Origin of the sequence: Pseudomonas sp. HMSC063H08 (assembly GCF_001813645.1) — a bacterium.
Taxonomy (GTDB): Bacteria; Pseudomonadota; Gammaproteobacteria; order Pseudomonadales; family Pseudomonadaceae; genus Pseudomonas; species Pseudomonas aeruginosa.
The window spans coordinates 19,761-36,979 of record NZ_KV813620.1 but is presented as its reverse complement, the minus strand read 5'-3'; the positions used below and the strand labels follow the sequence as shown (position 1 = coordinate 36,979).

11 protein-coding genes and 1 pseudogene are annotated in these 17,219 nt (G+C 64.7%); 3 read left to right on the top strand and 9 right to left on the bottom strand.

Features of this window, described 5'->3' with window-relative positions; translation table 11 throughout:
* Positions 1-150 precede the first annotated feature (150 nt).
* Both HMPREF2924_RS30700 and piuA read right to left on the bottom strand, forming a co-directional pair.
* Positions 151-2,703: a PepSY domain-containing protein gene (locus tag HMPREF2924_RS30700; protein WP_023094995.1), complete on the bottom strand. Its 2,553-nt coding sequence runs from the start codon at positions 2,701-2,703 to the stop codon at positions 151-153.
* 215 nt (positions 2,704-2,918) lie between these two features.
* Complete coding sequence (piuA, locus tag HMPREF2924_RS30695) at positions 2,919-5,180, bottom strand: TonB-dependent siderophore receptor PiuA (protein ID WP_003134879.1); 2,262 nt, start codon at positions 5,178-5,180, stop codon at positions 2,919-2,921.
* Positions 5,181-5,397: 217 nt separating this feature from the next.
* Here piuA and HMPREF2924_RS30690 point away from each other — a divergent pair, with 217 nt between their 5' ends.
* From HMPREF2924_RS30690 to HMPREF2924_RS30680, 3 genes are all read left to right on the top strand, one after another.
* Entirely contained in the window at positions 5,398-6,078 is a 681-nt protein-coding gene (locus tag HMPREF2924_RS30690) for a Fe2+-dependent dioxygenase (RefSeq protein WP_003110338.1), read from the top strand.
* Positions 6,079-6,080: 2 nt separating this feature from the next.
* A complete protein-coding gene (locus HMPREF2924_RS30685) occupies positions 6,081-6,896 on the top strand; it encodes a tetratricopeptide repeat protein (RefSeq protein WP_003110339.1) in 816 nt (271 codons plus the stop codon).
* A 122-nt stretch (positions 6,897-7,018) separates the two neighbouring features.
* Entirely contained in the window at positions 7,019-8,821 is a 1,803-nt protein-coding gene (locus HMPREF2924_RS30680) for a phosphoethanolamine transferase CptA (RefSeq protein WP_003134880.1), read from the top strand.
* Between the two features lie 55 nt (positions 8,822-8,876).
* On the opposite strand, the gene HMPREF2924_RS30675 is transcribed toward HMPREF2924_RS30680, so the two are convergent.
* The 7 genes and pseudogenes from HMPREF2924_RS30675 to HMPREF2924_RS30650 all read right to left on the bottom strand — a co-directional run bounded on the left by HMPREF2924_RS30675 (position 8,877) and on the right by HMPREF2924_RS30650 (position 17,049).
* Positions 8,877-9,302 (bottom strand): VOC family protein, encoded by a 426-nt coding sequence (locus tag HMPREF2924_RS30675; RefSeq protein WP_003134881.1) that lies wholly within the window; start codon positions 9,300-9,302, stop codon positions 8,877-8,879.
* A 115-nt stretch (positions 9,303-9,417) separates the two neighbouring features.
* A complete protein-coding gene (locus tag HMPREF2924_RS30670) occupies positions 9,418-10,581 on the bottom strand; it encodes a type III PLP-dependent enzyme (protein ID WP_003094617.1) in 1,164 nt (387 codons plus the stop codon).
* Between the two features lie 451 nt (positions 10,582-11,032).
* A complete protein-coding gene (locus HMPREF2924_RS37135) occupies positions 11,033-11,737 on the bottom strand; it encodes a methyl-accepting chemotaxis protein (protein ID WP_371052261.1) in 705 nt (234 codons plus the stop codon).
* 153 nt (positions 11,738-11,890) lie between these two features.
* Positions 11,891-12,094: pseudogene (locus HMPREF2924_RS37130) on the bottom strand (HAMP domain-containing protein); the annotation flags it as partial.
* Between the two features lie 1,149 nt (positions 12,095-13,243).
* Entirely contained in the window at positions 13,244-14,080 is an 837-nt protein-coding gene (ampE, locus tag HMPREF2924_RS30660) for a regulatory signaling modulator protein AmpE (protein ID WP_003134884.1), read from the bottom strand.
* Positions 14,077-14,643: a 1,6-anhydro-N-acetylmuramyl-L-alanine amidase AmpD gene (gene ampD / locus HMPREF2924_RS30655; protein ID WP_003112844.1), complete on the bottom strand. Its 567-nt coding sequence runs from the start codon at positions 14,641-14,643 to the stop codon at positions 14,077-14,079. Before ampD ends, ampE begins: the two co-directional genes overlap by 4 nt.
* Before the next feature lie 150 nt (positions 14,644-14,793).
* Positions 14,794-17,049 (bottom strand): DUF1631 domain-containing protein, encoded by a 2,256-nt coding sequence (locus tag HMPREF2924_RS30650; RefSeq protein ID WP_003134886.1) that lies wholly within the window; start codon positions 17,047-17,049, stop codon positions 14,794-14,796.
* Positions 17,050-17,219 lie beyond the last annotated feature (170 nt).

Below are 17,219 nucleotides of genomic sequence, written 5' to 3'. Positions count from 1 at the left end.
GCGCATGACGCCAACGGCGTCATCCGCCGATATCTCGCCGAAATGGCGGATAACCGCTCTGCGGTTATTCGCCCTACGCCACGGAAAGCCCGGCAGTCCCAGTAGCTGGCAACGAAAAGGCTCCCTTGGGAGCCTTTTTCATTCATCCGTTCAGTACACGTCGCGCCGGTAACGTCGTTCGTCGGCCAGGCGTTGCAAGGCCTCCTCACCGAGCACTTCGCGCAGCACCCGGTCGACACCACCGGCCATGCCCTGCAGGCTGCCGCAGACGTACAAGGCCGCGCCCTCGTCGATCCAGCGCCGCAGTTCATCCGCCGCTTCATGCAGGCGGTCCTGGACATAGATCTTCTCCGCCTGGTCGCGGGAGAAGGCCAGGTCCAGGCGTTGCAGCTCGCCCCTGGCCAGGGCTTGCTCCAGCTCCGCACGACAGTAGTAGTCGTGGGCGAAATTGCGTTCGCCGAACAGCAGCCAGTTGCGCTTGCGCCCGGCGGCAATGCTGGCGCGCAACAGGCTGCGCAGGCCGGCGAGTCCGGTGCCGTTGCCGATGAGGATCAGCGGCACGTCATCCTCCGGCAGGTGGAAACCCGCGTTGCGGCGCAGGCGCAGGGTCAGCGCGGCGCCGAGCGGCAGGTACTCGGTGAGCCAGCCGGAGCAGATGCCCAGGCTGCCGTCGGCATGCTGCTCCTGGCGTACGATCAGTTGCAGGTCGCCATCGCTCTGCAGCGACGCGATGGAGTACTGGCGCACGGAAAGCGGAATCAGCGCATCCAGCAGCGCCTGCGGGTGCAAGCCGACCAGGTGTTCGAAAGAATCCGGCAGCAGGCGCCCGGCCAGGGCCTGCTCCAGGCTCTGCTCGACGCCCTCGACCGCCACCCGCGCCTGGCCGTCCAGGTGATGCCGCTGCAGCCATTCGCGGATGCGCGCGGGCGCCTGGTGCGGAACGATCTCCAGCAGATCGCCGGCGCGCCATTGGATGGCGCTGTCGGCCGGCGCACGCAGGTCCAGCAGCCAGGTCGACTCGCCCTGGCTGCCAGGGTTCAGGCACTCCCGCCGCGCCAGCGACCAGACCTCGAAGGCCGGCGCTTCCCAGGCCGCCGGGGCGGCACCGCCGGTCACCTCGGCCAGGCTTTCCTGCCATTGGCGCAGGGCCGCGGCGTCGCCATCATCGACCTCCACCGGGGCGAACAGGCTCCGCGCGCCCTGCCCCTGCAACCAGCCCTGCATGCGTCGGGCGAAGCCGCAGAACTGCTCGTACTGGCGATCTCCCAAGGCCAGCAGGGCGTAGCTCAGGCCATCGAGGCTGGCGGCCTGGCCAAGCACCTTGCGTTCGAAGCCGCGGGCGCTGTCCGGCGCCTCACCGTCGCCGAAGGTGCTGACCACGAACAGCGCCTTGCGCGCCTCGGCGAGTTGCCCGGCATCCAGGCGCGCCAGCGATTCGACCCGCACCGGCAATCCGGCCGCCTGCAACTGGCCGGCGCTCTGCCAGGCCAGTTGCTCGGCAAAACCGCTCTGGCTGGCGTAGCCGATCAACCAGGGCTCGCCGCTGGCGCCGGCGCTGCCGCCTAGGTCGGCGCGGCTCGCCCGTACCGCGCGTTTCTTGCGCCGGCGGTCGAGGTAGAGCAGCCAGCCGGTGATGAAGAACAGCGGCATCGCCAGGCTGGCGAGCATCATCAGGATGCGTCCGGCCATGCCGAAATAGCTGCCTACGTGCAATGCATAGACGCTGGCCAGCAACTGGCTGCCGAAAGAACGGTCGCTATAGCGCTGGTCGCTTTTCACCTGGCCGTTGGCCGGGTCCAGGGTCAGGGTGTTGAAGGCACGCTCGTGCGGCGCGTCGGTCAGGCGATAGAACACTGTCGCCGGCTGGCCGCCCGCCGGTGGCAGGCGCAGGTTGTAGGCCTGCAAGCGGTCGCCGCCGGCCTGGCGGATGCTGTTCCATACCGCCGCGTAGTCGACCACCAGCGGAGCCGCATCGGCCGGGCGCTCGCCACGTCCGCCCGGCTTGCCGCGCTGCGCCTGCTGGCCGGCGGGCGCGTCGTCGAGCAGTTTGAACAGGCCGTTGCGGTACCACTCGTAGGACCAGTACAGGCCGGTCAGCGCAGCCAGCAGGTAGAGCGCCAGGCACCAGGTGCCGGCCACGGCATGCAGGTCCCAGTTGAAACTGCGGCCCTTGCGCGACCAGTCGAGGGTCAGCCAGGCGCGCCAGTCGAGGACCTTGCGCGGCCAGCGCAGGTAGAGACCGGACAGGCAGAAGAAGATCAGGATCAGGGTGCAGGCGGCGGTGACCTGCTTGCCGTACTCGCCCATGGCGAGAAACCGGTGCAGTTGCATCATCAGGTTGAAGAAACCCTCGCCGCGCGGCTCGCCGACGAAAGCCCCGGTGTAGGGATCGATCCAGCGCGACTCGCCGCGGCGCTGTCCCGGCGGCGGGGTGTAGAAGATCCGCCCGGCCTTGTCGCTGTCCATCTCGACCCAGACGAAGGCCACTTTCCGCCCCGGCTCGGCGCCTTCGATACGGCGCACCAGTTCGTCCAGCGGCAGCACGCCCTCGGGGCGCTTCTGCACCACCAGCACGTCAGGGTTGAGCGCGCGCATCAGTTCGTCCTGGAACGACAGGGTCGCTCCGGTGACGCCCATCAGCGCCAGCACCAGGCCGGCGCTGATGCCGAAGAACCAATGCAACTGGAACCAGACTTTCTTCACAGGATCACCTTCACGGCCGCCGCGCGGCAACAACGGGACTACGCCGACGCCAAGCGCCGGCCAGACGACACGAGGACGTCGGCGGGCAATTCTATTTGATAATCAGTTGCGATAAAGCCGAATTAACGTTCTTTACGCTCTATTTACCCACCTGGATGCGGGAAAGCCCCATCCCGCAGGGGGAATGGGGCTTTCGTGGGGAGCGAGAGCGGCAGTCAGAAGTGGAAGTTCACCCCGAGCAATGCCGTGCGGCCCGGAGCGACGTGGGCCATGTGCGTGCTGTAGACCTGGTCGAAGTAGCGCTTGTCGGTCAGGTTCTGCACGTTCAGTTGCAGGTCGACGTTCTTGCTCACCTTGTAGCTGGCCATGGCGTCATAGCGCCAGTAGGACGGGATATAGGTAGAGTTCGCAGTGTTGCCGTACTGCTTGTCCACATAGGTGGTACCACCGCCGATAGTGAAGTTCTGCAACAGATCGTAGGTGGTCCACAGAGTGAAGTTGTTCTGCGCGGTCTGCGGCATCTTGTTGCCTTCGTCGCTCTTCACCGTCGACTTGCGGATTTCGCTGTCGAGGTAGGTGTAGCCGCCGAAGACCTTCCACTTCTCGGTCAGCTTGCCATTGAAGCCCAGCTCGACGCCCTGCACCCGCTGCTCGCCGTCCAGTACCTGAAGAGTGGAAACATCCGGCGAAGCGACCCGGGCATTGGTCTTGTCGGTGCGGAAAAGCGCGGCGTTCAGCGACAGAGCATCGTCGAAGAAGGCCCACTTGGTACCCAGTTCGAGGTTGCGGTTACGCTCCGGATCCAACCCGTTGTTGCCTACGCTGATGTCCGCCTGGCCCTCGCCGCCGGTCTCGCCGGTGGGGTTGCTCGAGGTCGACCAGGCCAGGTAGATGCTGCCGTTGGGCGCCGGTTTGTAGACCAGACCGGTCTGGTAGTTCCAGAAGTGGCTGTTGTTCTCGCGCTTGAAGTAGCCGGCGGGACCGTTGCGGCCAGCCGTCTGGTAGCCGCTGGACTTGGTATCGAAGTCGTCGTAGCGCAGGCCGAGATTCAGCTCCCATTGTTCGCTTAGCTTCAGGGTATCGAACACATAAGCCGCGCTGGTCTTGGTGTCGGTATCGGTATAGGCCAGGCCGTCGGTGATGCTGCCGGTCCAGTTGTCGCCCGGAGTCGGGCGATTCAGGCTGGTGCAGTCGCCACTAGCGAGCAATCGTGCATTGCAGGTGTTGCCGGCGCCGCCACCGGAAGTAATGGCGTACGGACGGTTGTGCACGTCCTCGTAGCTGAACTCCAGGCCGGTCACCAGGGTGTGCTTGATGAAGCCGGTTTCGAAGTTGGCCTTCAGGTCGGTCTGGTTGACCCAGCCCTTCGAGGTCGAATTGCGGCTTTTCGCCGAACGGTAGACGTAGCCGTTGGCAACGTTGCCACGGCTGTCGTCGGGGTTGCTGACGATGTAGTCGAGCGTCGTGCGCACCAGGCGGGTGCTATTCGACAGGGTCAGGTTGTCGTTCAGGTCATGCTCGATGCGGAAGGTGCCGCTGTCGGTGGTGCTCTTGCGGTAGTCGCGGTCCTTCAGGCCATAGAAGTTATCGCGATCCACCGAGGCCGGCTTGCTCGGATTGGCTTTGCTGCGGTTGACGTTGGTCAGCGGCAGGCCGTAGTCCGGCATGTCATCGGTGCTGAGATGGTAATAGGACAGGGTGGCGCGGGTCGGCGTGTCGAAGCCGAAGGTAACGGTCGGAGCCACGCCCCAGCGGCTGACGCTGACTTCGTCGCGCCCTGCGACGTGGGCATCGTGCTTCATCAGGTTGAGGCGGAAGGCGGCGTTGTCGCCAATCATCCGGTTCACGTCGAGAGTAGTGCGGCGGGTCTGGTCTGAGCCCCAGGTGAAGCCGGCGTCGGTGAAGTTGTCCTGCTTGGCGGTCTTGCTGATCAGGTTCAGGCTGCCACCGGTGGAGCCGGCGCCGGTGTAGGCCGAGCCCGGGCCCTTGCTGACCTCGATCTGCTCGACGTTGAACACCTCGCGGGTTTGCGAGGCGACGTCGCGCATACCGTCGAGGAACGTATCGCTCTCGGCGTTGAAGCCACGGATGAATGGCCGGTCGCCTGCGGGGTTGCCGCCCTCGCCCGCGCCGAAGGTGATACCCGGGGTGGTGCGCAGTGCGTCGGCCAGGGTCAGGGCGCCAGTGTCCTTGATCACCTGTTGCGGGATCACGGTGACGGTCTTCGGCGTATCCAGCAGCAGCGCGGTGTACTTCTTCGACGCCGAGCGGTCGACGTTATAGGTGGTTTCGTCCTGCTGCTCGCCGACGATGGTGGCCGCATCCAGCGACAGTACGCGGTCCTTGTCGGTCTTTTTCTGCCCGGCCTCGTCGGCGTGGGCTGCCTGCGGTGCGGCGATGGCGGTGATGGCGACACCGATGGCAGAAGCCAGCAGACGTTGCGAAGAAACGGCGGTATCCGTGGACTGACGCGACATTCGAAACCCCTCCCCGGGAGCTGTGAAGGTCGCGGAATTTATTGCAGATCAGAATTGTTATCAATTATTACGGATTCGCATTCGACAGGAATTTACATTCTTTACAATTTTCTCATTACATTTTTTCCCATCTCGCTCGTCTACAACCTCTGGCGGTTTTACATGTCCAATGCAAATCAATATCATTGGCAATCATTTCGCCTTCATGGACAGCGCCATGTTGCTGCATATTCCCGCCATCTTCACCGCCGAGGAAGTCTCCCGGATCCGCGCAGCCCTGGAGCAGGCGGAATGGGCCGACGGCAAGGCGACCGCCGGCTACCAATCGGCCAAGGCCAAGCACAACCTGCAACTGCCGCAGGACCACCCGCTGGCCCGGGAGATCGGCGAAGCCATGCTGCAGCGCCTGTGGAACCATCCCCTGTTCATGTCCGCCGCCCTGCCGCTCAAGGTCTTCCCGCCGCTGTTCAACTGCTATACCGGCGGGGGCTCGTTCGACTTCCACATCGACAACGCCGTGCGCGACGTCCATGGCGGCCGCGAGCGGGTCCGTACCGACCTGTCCTCGACCCTCTTCTTCAGCGACCCGGAGGACTATGACGGCGGCGAACTGGTGATCCAGGACACCTACGGCCTGCAACAGGTGAAGCTGCCCGCCGGCGATCTGGTGCTCTACCCCGGCACCAGCCTGCACAAGGTCAATCCGGTCACCCGCGGCGCGCGCTACGCCTCGTTCTTCTGGACCCAGAGCCTGGTCCGCGAAGACAGCCAGCGCACCCTGCTATTCGAAATGGACCAGTCGATCCAGCGACTCACCCACGACGTGCCCGACCATCCCTCGCTGATCCGCCTAACCGGCACCTACCACAATCTCCTGCGGCGCTGGTCGGAACTCTGAACATGCGCCACCTGCTGCTCCGTCACGACGCACTGGACGCCGAAGGTTTCGCCGCACAACTGGCCGGTACCCCGGGCGAGGTTGCCCAGGCCATCCTCGGCGCTGCGCGCGAGGGCCTGACGGAAGCCCAGGCCCTGCTCGGACAGATCCTTCTGGACGGCCAAGGCATCCAGCGCGACCCGACCCTGGCGCGGACCTGGTTCGCGATCGCCGCCGGGCACGGCCACGCAATGGCGCGCAATATGCTCGCTCGCTGCCTGGAACATGGCTGGGGCGGCCCGGCGGATCCAGCCGCGGCAGCGGTCCACTATCGGATCGCCGCCCAGGCCGGCCTCGACTGGGCCCGCTACAACCTGGCCAATCTTCACGCTACCGGCCGCGGGGTGCCCCAGGACCAGCCGCGCGCCTATGCGCTGTATCGGCAAGCGGCCGAGCAGGGCCACGCGAAATCGATGAACCTGGTGGGGCGCTACCACGAAGAAGGCCTGGTGGTCGCTCGCGACCTGGCGCAAGCTGCGCACTGGTATCGACGCTCCGCCGAGGGTGGCGATTTTCGCGGCCAGTTCAGCCACGCCGCGATGCTCAGCGCCTCGGGCCGCCATGCCGAAGCCGAAACCTGGCTCCGGCGTGCCCTCGAAGGCGGCAACCTGAACTTCCTGCGCAGCGCCCGCCATGGCCTGGAGCAGTCGGCCCACCCACCGTTCCGCAGCCTGGCGCTGGCCTACTACCGACGCGCGGCGCAGTTGGGCGACGACACCGATCGAGAGGCCCTGGAACAGGCGCTCGAACGTCACGGGCACGCACGACTGCCCGCCTGACGAACAACGCACGACCCTTTGTTCACGCCCACATAACACTTTTTTGACAAGCCTTTCCCTACCCTCGCCGTTTCATCGAGGCGAACGACGATCGCGCCTCCGGTCCATCGTACGAGGCTATCGTGTCCCCCACTCCACCAAGCGTTACGCGCAATCGCATCGACTGGGCCGGCCTGGGCTGGCTGTTCCTGTTCTTCTGGTTCTTCTCCGGTATCACCCAACTGCTCCTGCTGACCTCCGGCAACAGCGGTTTCTCCGGTTTCCGCAACGCCATGGTGCTGAGCACCATCTGGCTTGCGCCGGTGTTGCTGTTCCCGCGCTGGACCAAGCCGCTGGCCGCCGTCATCGGGCTGGTGCTGTGGGCCGCCTCGCTGGTCGGCCTGAGCTATTTCGGCATCTATCACCAGGAATTCTCGCAAAGCGTGATCTTCGTGATGTTCGAGTCGAACACCGCCGAGGCCAGCGAATATTTCAGCCAGTACTTCAACCCCTGGATGACCCTCGGCCTGGTGCTCTACAGCCTGGTCGCCATCCTCCTCTGGCGCCGCCTGCGCCCGGTCTACCTGCCGCGCTTCAGCGCCCTGCCGGTGGCGGTGCTGCTGATCGTCGCGACCATCGGTTATCCGTTCTACAAGCAACTGGTCAGCCAGGGCCGGCCCTTCGACGAAGCCCTGGACAAGGTCCAGGCGCGCATGGAACCGGCGGTGCCCTGGCAATTGCTGATCGGCTACCAGCAATACCGCCAGCAACTGGGCAGCATGCAGGCGCTGTTGCAAAAGAACGCGGCCCTACCGCCGCTGAAGAACCTCGTCGATGCCAATGGCGATACGCCGCGCACGCTGGTCCTGGTGATCGGCGAATCCACGTCGCGCAAGCACATGAGCCTCTACGGCTATCCACGCGAAACGACCCCGCAGCTGGACGCACTGAAGGCCGCGAACCGGAACCTCACGGTATTCAACAACGTGGTGGCGTCGCGGCCATACACCATCGAGGTGCTGCAGCAGGTGCTGACGTTCGCTGACCAGGAGCATCCCGACCGCTTCCTCACCGATCCGTCGCTGATGAACCTGATGAAGCAGGCCGGCTACAAGACCTTCTGGATCACCAACCAGCAGACCATGACCAAGCGCAACACCATGCTGACGACCTTCGCCCAGCAGACCGATGCGCAGTTCTATCTGAACAACCAGCGCAGCCAGAACGCCAGCCAGCTGGACGGCGCGGTGCTGGCGCCCTTCGCCAAGGTGCTGGACGACCCGGCGCCGAAGAAGTTCATCGTGGTCCATCTGCTCGGCACCCACATGAACTACAAGTACCGCTATCCCGCCGACTACGCTCGCTTCGTCGACCGCCAGGGCGCCCCGGCGGCTCTCAGCGATGACCAGGTGGAGGTCTACAACAGCTACGACAACGCCGTGCTGTACAACGACTACGTGGTCTCCAGCCTGATCAAGGGCTTCGCCAACAGCGATCCGAACGGCTTCCTGGTCTACCTCTCGGATCATGGCGAGGAAGTCTTCGACGAAGCCCCGCACGACCGTCTCGGCCGCAACGAAGGCGACCCGACCCGCGGCATGTACACCGTGCCCTTCCTGGTCTGGACTTCGCCCAGCTGGCAGCAGACCCATCCGCGCGACCTACAGGCCCTGGTCGACCGACGCTACAGCAGCGAAGACCTGATCCATACCTGGTCCGACCTCGCCGGCCTCAACTATGACCTCTTCGATCCGACCAAGAGCCTGGTGAGCAACGACTTCGAGCATGAAGTCCGCTGGATCGGCAACCCCTATGCCCACAATGGCTTGCGCGACTTCGACAAGCTGCCGCTGGACAAGGCCGACGCCGGGCAGCAGGTAGCCCAGGCCGGACGACCCGCGCCAACGACGCCGCGCGCACCGTCCCGTCAGCCGGACGAAGGCTGACCGCCGCCAAGGAATGCGCCCCGCCGAGCGGGGCGTTTTTCCATCCGTAGCGCCCTCAGGGCAAGACCAGGTTGCCCTGCTCGTCGAACGGCCAGAACGGGTTGTAGGCAATTTCCCAAAGGTGTCCATCCGGGTCGGCGACATATCCGGAGTAGCCCCCCCAGAACACTTCCTGCGGCATCTTGGTCGCCTGCCCGCCGGCCGCCATAGCTGCGGAGAACAGACGGTCCACCTCGTCCCGCGAGGCGCAGTTGCAGGCCAGGGTGATAGCCGCGAAGCCGGTCGGACGATCTTCCACCTGCGCATCCTCGGCGAGGGCGCTGCGTCCGTAGAGGCCGAGGACCAGGTTGCGGCCCTTGAGAAATACCACCTGCTCGTTGCCGTCCGAAGAGGGCTGCCAGCCCAGCGCCTGGTAGTAGAGAGAGGAGCGGGCCAGATCGGCGACCCCGAGGGTCACCAGGGAAACACCATTGCCTGTCATGTCGGCGTCCTTGTCATGGGTTGTCGAACAAGGCTGGCACGAGCGCCGCGAGGCTTCCAGAGCGACATGAAAAAGCCCCGCCGAGGCGGGGCTCTTCGTAACAGAGGCGACTGCGCTAGAGGTAGAACGCCTTCAGCGGCGGGAAGCCGTTGAACTCCACCGCACTGTAGCTGGTGGTGTAGGCGCCGGTAGACAGCCAGTAAAGGCGGTCGCCGCTCGCCAGGTTCAGCGGCAGGCCATACTTGTAGTGCTCGTACATGATGTCGGCGCTGTCGCAGGTCGGGCCGGCGATCACCACCTCTTCCATCTCGCCCTGCTTCTCGGTCCAGATCGGGAACTTGATCGACTCGTCCATGGTTTCGATCAGTCCGGAGAACTTGCCGACGTCGGCATAGACCCAGCGCTCCACGGCGGTCCGCGACTTGCGGGCGACCAGCACCACTTCGCTGACCAGGATGCCGGCATTGGCGATCAGCGAACGGCCCGGCTCGAGGATGATTTCCGGCAGGTCGTCGCCGAAGTCCTCCTTGAGGAAGCGGATGATCTCCTCCGCATAGGTTTCCAGGTCGTTGGTCTTGGTGATGTAGTTGGCCGGGAAGCCGCCGCCCATGTTGATCATCTTCAGGACGATGCCGTCTTCTTCCTTCAGGCGCTCGAAGATCACCTTGACCTTGGCGATCGCCGCGTCCCACACCGAGATGTCGCGCTGCTGCGAACCGACGTGGAAGGAAATGCCGTAGGGCTCCAGGCCCAACTGGCGGGCCAGGATCAGCAGGTCCATGGCCATGTCGGTCTGGCAGCCGAACTTGCGCGACAACGGCCAGTCTGCGGTAGTCGAGCCCTCGGTGAGGATACGCACGTAGACCTTGGCGCCGGGAGCGGCCTTGGCGATGTTGCGCAGGTCGGCTTCGGAGTCGGTGGCGAACAGGCGCACGCCCTTCTCGTAGAAGTAGCGGATGTCCTTGGATTTCTTGATGGTGTTGCCGTAGCTGATGCGCTCCGGACCGACGCCGGTCTTCATCACCTTGTCCAGTTCGTAGATCGAGGCGATATCGAAGTTCGAACCCTTGTCGCGCAGCAGCTCGGTGATTTCGGTAGCGGGATTGGCCTTCACCGCGTAGTAGATCCTGGCGAAGGGGAAGCAGTCGGTCAGTTGGTCGTAGGCATCGGCGATGGTCTGCTTGTCGATGACCACGAAGGGGGTTTCCTGCTTGTCGGCGAAGGCCTTCATGCGCTGGAAGGTTTCAGGGGCGAAATAATCCTCGACCTTGATGGACATGGTTGGGACTCCCAATGGCAAAACACATGGATTCGTAGGGGTGAAGCTGAACGTCTAATCCGTTTCCCCACTTTGGTTCGCCTACTTCCCAAGGCATGTCGCCGAGTATCACCTGCCTGCCGGCAGCCACCGCCTGTTCATCCTGGTAGGTCGCGCGCATGTCCCGCGCGACAACCTGGCCGCTTGAGCAGCGGACGTCGCCTTGCCACAAGGCGATCTCTCGTCGTCAGTACTTGAGCCGGATGGATCGTTTCCAGCATGGACGTTCGGGCGCGAACTTTAGGACCAAGGGGACGCGAGATCAATAAAAAAATGCCGCGATTTCGCCTCCGCCTGTCGCACCGCCGGATTGACCTGCTCAGCCTTTACCCCATGTGCATGACAGTGGGATGTCCCCGTCCGCCCAGCGTTCAATCGGATGGACGAAAAACGTCCCGCGCAGGCCTTGCGCCTACACCCGGAACGCACCGATCAGGCGTTTCAGCTGGGTCACCTGGGCGCCCAGTTCACGGCTGGCCCGTTCGGTCTGGCTGGCGCCTTCCGCGGTGCGCTCGCCGGCCTGGTTGATCTCGACGATGTTCTGGTCGATATCGTGGGCCACGGCGGTCTGTTGCTCGGCGGCGGCGGCGATCTGCTGGTTCTGGTCGACGATCATGCCCACCGCGCCGAGGATATTCTCCAGTGCCTGCTGCACCTGCGCCGACTCGTTGACCGTGTCATCGGCGGTATGGTGGCTGCTGCCCATCGCCTTCACCGCCGCATCGACGCCGCCCTGCAGGCGCAGGATCATCTGTTCGATCTCGGCGGTGGATTGCTGGGTGCGCTTGGCCAGCGTGCGCACCTCGTCGGCCACCACCGCGAAACCGCGCCCCTGCTCCCCGGCACGAGCGGCCTCGATCGCCGCATTGAGCGCCAGCAGGTTGGTCTGTTCGGCGATGCCCTTGATCACATCCAGCACCTGGCTGATCGAGGCGCTGTCGCTGGCCAGGCGATTGATCGCCGCCACCGACTGGTCGATCTCGCCGGCCAGGCGCTGGATGCTACCCACCTGCGACTCGACCAGGCTGCGCCCGCTGAGGGTTTCCTGGTTCACGCTGTTCGCGCTGCTCACCGCCATCGCCGCGCTGCGCGCCACTTCCTGGGCGGTAGCGGCCATCTGGTTCATCGCCGTGGCCACCTGCTCGATCTGGCTGCGTTGCCCGGCTACCGCCTGGTTGCTTTCGGCCGACACCGACTCGACGCGCAGGGTCTGCCGCTCGACCTCGCCGACGGTCTGGCTGACCCGCTCGATCAGGTCGTGGATCTTCGCCACCGATTCGTTGAACGATTGTCCCAGCTCGCCCAGCTCGTCACGGCTGCGGGCCTGGAAGCTGACCGTCATGTCGCCGCCGGCGACGCGCTCCATCATTCGCCCGAGATCCTTCAGGGTGGCGCGGGTGGAAACGTAGAAACCGCCGTAGAGGTATAGGATCGCGGCGAAAACCACGGCCAGCGCGGCGACTAGCAACAGCATCTGCGTGCGCACCTGTTGCAGGCGCTTTTGCAACTGGGTATCGAGATAGCCGAGAACGGCGTCGTCGAGCTGGTAGGTCTTGTCCATCGCCGCGCTGACCTGATCGTAGAACTGCGTCCACGGGGTATCCAGCGTCTCGGCCACGATCACCCGGTCCTCGAACAACTGCCCCAGGCTCTTCAGGGTCTCGCGACTGGCCTGGGCGGCCTCCTCGAGCGCCGGTGGGCTGCCGGCCAGGGACTCCTGCAGCTTCAGGCCGTACTCGCCATGCAGTTTCTCGAACTCCAGCAGCAGTTCGTCGAGCCGCGCGCTGGAGGACGAATTGAGGAAACCCTGGCCCAGGGAGTAGGCGCCGATGGCGCGCCCCTTGCTGATGGCCGCCGTCACCTCCGGCGTTATCGAACCGACCAGCTCGCTGAGCTGGCGCACCTGGCGCTGGCTGTCCTGGCTGAGCCCGGCCTGGGCGATAAGCAACTTGATGAATACCTGTGCGCTACCGAGCAGCTTCTCCGCCCGTGCGCCCTTGCCCTGCAAGGACCCTTCGGCCTCCACGGCCTGCAAGCCGTTGAGCAACCGGTCGCGCTGGGCCTCGAATTCGGCTACCGCCGCACCATCCTCGCTGAGCGGCGCCAGCGCCTCGAGCCGCCCGCGCAACCCCTTCTGGACGTCCGCGATGCGCGCTTCCAGATCGCCGGCCTTGCCGGACTGGCCGATGACCGCATTGATCTGCAACAGATCGTTGAGGGACTCCAGGCCACGCCGGATCTGAAGTCCGCTACCCAGCAGCGTCAAGCTCTGCAGTTCGATCCGGGTGTCGCTGAACTGGCGATAGGCATCGCGCACCAGATAGAAGCTGGTGATCAGCAGCGGCAGGAAGAACAGCACGCTGATCAGGCCGAACTTCATGCCGAAGCTGAGCCGGTTCATCAGCGCGATAGCGGGATAGAGTACGGTCTTCACCCAGACGTCTCCTGATTGTTCTTATCGTTCTGAGAGATGCCGCCGCGTGGCGACATTGACGCACGGAGTCCGCTCGGTAATGGCCTTTCGAAATCATGCGGACACGTTCACCTGTGTACCCGATATCGGCCTGGTGTTCTGTAACTTAAGGTTAACGGGGAATCGCAGGCGGATTCCCCGTCGCTGCGCTCAGAGGAACAGCGCGCAGAAGGCGAACACGGCGTACCAGAGCACGGCCGCACGCACCAGCAATTGCCAGAGCGCATCCAGGCTGGCGACGCCGGCGGCACCCAGTTCGACCGCTTCGACATCGCTGGCGACCCGTCCGGCCTTGCCCAGCAGCGCGGCCGCCGAGATGTCCCAGGCCAGCAGCCAGTGCAGCAGCACGCGGATAACCGCGAGGAAGTTGCCGACCAGGGCGAAGCTCAGCACCAGCGCACGCACCGGCAACCAGTCGAGGATATGCCGGACGCGCGCCGCCTGTTCGCGCAACGCCGGCTGGCGGGCGTGCTCCAGCGCCAGTGCCAGCAGGCGATAGGCCAGGGCCGCCACCGGGCCGAGCAAGGCATACCAGAAGATCACCGCGAAGAAGCTCTGGTAGCCCTGCCAGAGCAAATGGCTGTGCACCCGGCCGATCAGTTCGCTCTCGCTGCCGCCCAGGATCCCCAGATCGCGTTCGGCGACATGGAAGGCAGCCTGGGCCTCCTCGCGCCGCCAGGCGTCGCGGAACGGCCCGAGGTCGGCCATGACGTCGCCGCGGCCGAGACTGTAGACCACCACCAGAAGATGCAGCGGAAGGCTCAACCAGCCATAGGCCAGCGGCTGCAGCAATGTCAGCAGCAGGGCCAGCGGCAGCAACGGCAGGACCACCGCGAGCAGCAGCCCCAGCCAGGAGCGGCGGGACACCGAGGGCAGGTCCTCGACCAGGCTCAGCCAGGCGAGCCAGGCGCCATCGCGCTGGATACGCCGGCGCCAGCCGGAGAACTTCTCCAGCGCAAGGGCCAGCAGCAACACCAGGAACGTCATGTTTCCTCCTTGGAATCGGTCAATCCGGCGCGGTAGCGCGACCAGTCGAAAGCCTCGCCGGGATCGGTCTTGCGCTCCGGGGCGATATCGCAGTGGCCCTGGATGCGTTCCGGGGTGATCCCCGGGAAGGCCGCGCGCAACAGCCGCGTCAGCCCGGCCAGGGCAGTGTACTGCGCGTCCGTGTACGGTTCCGTGTCGGTCCCCTCCAGTTCGATGCCAAGGGAGAAGTCGTTGCACGCCTCGCGACCGTCGAAGCAGGAAACCCCGGCATGCCAGGCGCGGTCGTGACAGGAGACGAACTGGGTGATGGCGCCGTCGCGTTCGATGAGGAAATGCGCGGAAACCGTCAGGTGGCGGATCTCCTCGAAATAGGGATGTTCGTTCGGGTCCAGACGATTCTGGAAGAACGCCTGGACCTTGCCGGTGCCGAACTGTCCCGGCGGCAGGCTGATATTGTGGATGACCAGCAGCGACACCGCGTCCCCTTGCGGACGCAGGTTGAAATTCGGTGAAGGGCAGTGGCGGACGCCACGGACCCAGCCGGTAACGGAATCGAAATGCATACGGGCTCCTGAACGAGCCCCCACTCTAATCCAGCGGCGCCGGAATGACGATCAGGCGGGCTCTGGATCGGCCGCTTCGACATGCGTCGAGGAAAGGTATTACCCGCAAGAACGAAAAGACCCGGCATCCGCCGGGTCCTCGAGAAGCGGCTAGGCGCCCTTGAGGCGCCGCAGGTTGCCGATCACCGACTCCAGGGCCCGGTCGAACAGCAAGGCATCGTCCAGCAGGCGTACCGCCTGCCGGCGAAACTCCACCGCCAGGCCCATGCGGGTCTTTTCCAGGACCTTCATCCCGGTGCGATTGACGAAGATGTAGCGACCGGTGGGCCGGATCACTGCCGCCAGCTTGCAGCGCAGCTTGTGCTCGGCGTCCTCCTGGATTTCCACCCAACTGCCGACACGCAGCGCATCGACCCGCAGCAGTGCCTCGTCGTTGTCCGGCAGGCGCACTTCGCTCTCGACAGGCGCCGGGGCGGCGTCCGGCGAGGTCAGGACAATTTCCTCGACCACCCGCAGCATGACCGGCGCCCGGGGCTTTTCCGCGGCCGTGCCCGGGGTCGCTTCGTCGAGCAGCGGGCTGTCCGCGACCGCCGCCTCGCCGCGCTTGTCGCGCTGCAGGCCCTGGACATGCAGGGTTTCCAGCTGGCTGAAGAATTCTCCGGTGGAAAACGGATCGAAGGCTGCGCTGGCCAATCCCTCGCGCAGCGCCTTGAGCAGGCCTGGCACGCGCTCCAGCAACTGTTGGCGGGACAGCGGATCATCATGCGGGCCGACGCTCCAGATCAGCTCGTCCATGGTATCCAGGGCCTCCCGCCACTCGGCCGAAGCCTTGCCATGCTTGAGGCAGATCAGCAGCATCACCTTGCTCCAGGCATCCCGCAGCAGGCGCACCACCACCTCCGGCAGGACCTTGCCGAGCAGTCGCTGGTTCAGCACCTGCTCCACGTCCTGACGAGCCAGTTCGGCCTTGGCGCGGCCTTCCTCGGCGTCGCGGGTGCGTTGCTCGAGGAGCTCGCTGCGGCGGCGCTCGTCGCCGGTGAAGGCAATGAAGTCCTCCAGCAACTCGGCGAAGATCGCCGGGTCGTCGACGAAGTCGTTCAACAGCCGCATCACGACCTGTTCGATCTTCTGGTACAGGCTGTCGCGCCGGGCATCATTGTGTTCGGCCCAGCCCAGCGACGCGGATGCGATCTCGTTGAGCAGGCGACGCGCCGGATGGCTACCGCGGCTGAAGAAGGTCTTGTCGAGCAGGGCCACCTTGAGCATCGGGATCTGCATCCGACCGATCAGGGCCTTCAGCGAATCAGGCAGGGTGCGGTCGTCGAGAATGAACTCGAACAGCATCGACACCAGGTTGATGACGTCATCGTCCACCTGGCCGACCACCCGAGAACGGCCGCTCTTGTGGCTGACCCGCTGGAGCAGTTGGTCGACCCCGTCGCGGACGTCGAACTCCGCGGCGCCAGGGCCCGGCAAGTGCTGTTGCAGGTGGGAAAGCAGGCGCATCAGGTCGTTGCTGGAAATCGGCGCGGCATTCTCAGGCGTTTCGCGACGGTAGAAGGAAGGATTGTCGCGGACCTGCGCCAGCAGTTCCTGCAGCGCGCCGAAGACTTCCTGCTGACCGCCGTCGAGCAGCGCAGCCTGTGCCTGCAGGGTCCCGGCATCGCGCACCGCTTCGGGACGGACAGCGGGCTGACGCCGCGGCAGCGCGGATTTGAGTTCCGGCAGCACGCCCGCAGCGACCAGGATCTGGTTGGCCTCGGCGTACAACTGGTCGCAATGGGCCAGGACGTACTTCTCGAACAGCTTGAGAATGATCAGCTTGACCTTGATCTCGACGCCGAGCCCCTGGCAGGCATCGAGGAAAGCCGAGGTCAGCGGACGCGGAGCGAGGGGATTGCTCTTCTCGTCGACCTTCCGGCCGACCAGGGTGTTCAGGCGGGTGCTCAGGTGGGCCAGCGCGGAGGCATCGCGGCTCATCACCCGCGCCACCATCGCGTCCACCGCGACGGACTCCTCCAGTTCCTCGTTCTGTACCAGGCTGAGGCTATCGAAGGACACGGTATCCAGGGTCGGCACGGATTTGCCGGACTGTACCTGGTTGAGCGCCGAGAACTCCTCGAAGACCTTCTGCAGGTAGACCCGCTCGATACTCTTGCGCTTGAGGCGCAGGTCGCGCATGGCTTCGAAGAAAGCGTTCTGTTCGAGGTTGCTGGTGGCTCGGTCGGCCATTTCGAAGAGGGTGTCGTCGGCGTTGTCGAACAACGCCTGCAACGCCTGTTTCAGCTGCAGCGCCGCCTTGTCGCGCACCTGCACGAGGATGACCGGCAGGCGCCCCGCTCCGGCGTTCGGCGACGGCTCGGAAGCGACCCTGGTCAGGTGCACCACATTGGCATCGTTCTGCATCGGGACTCTCCTGCCACCCTCGCGGCCGCGCATGGAATGGCAAAAATCGGGCACAGAGGATCGATTGGCGTCGTCCGTAACGTCAATTTCCAGGCGTCAAAAACAAGTATCTACATTCATTATAGAGATACTTTCAAATCTAGATAGAGGGTTTTCCTATAGACATGACT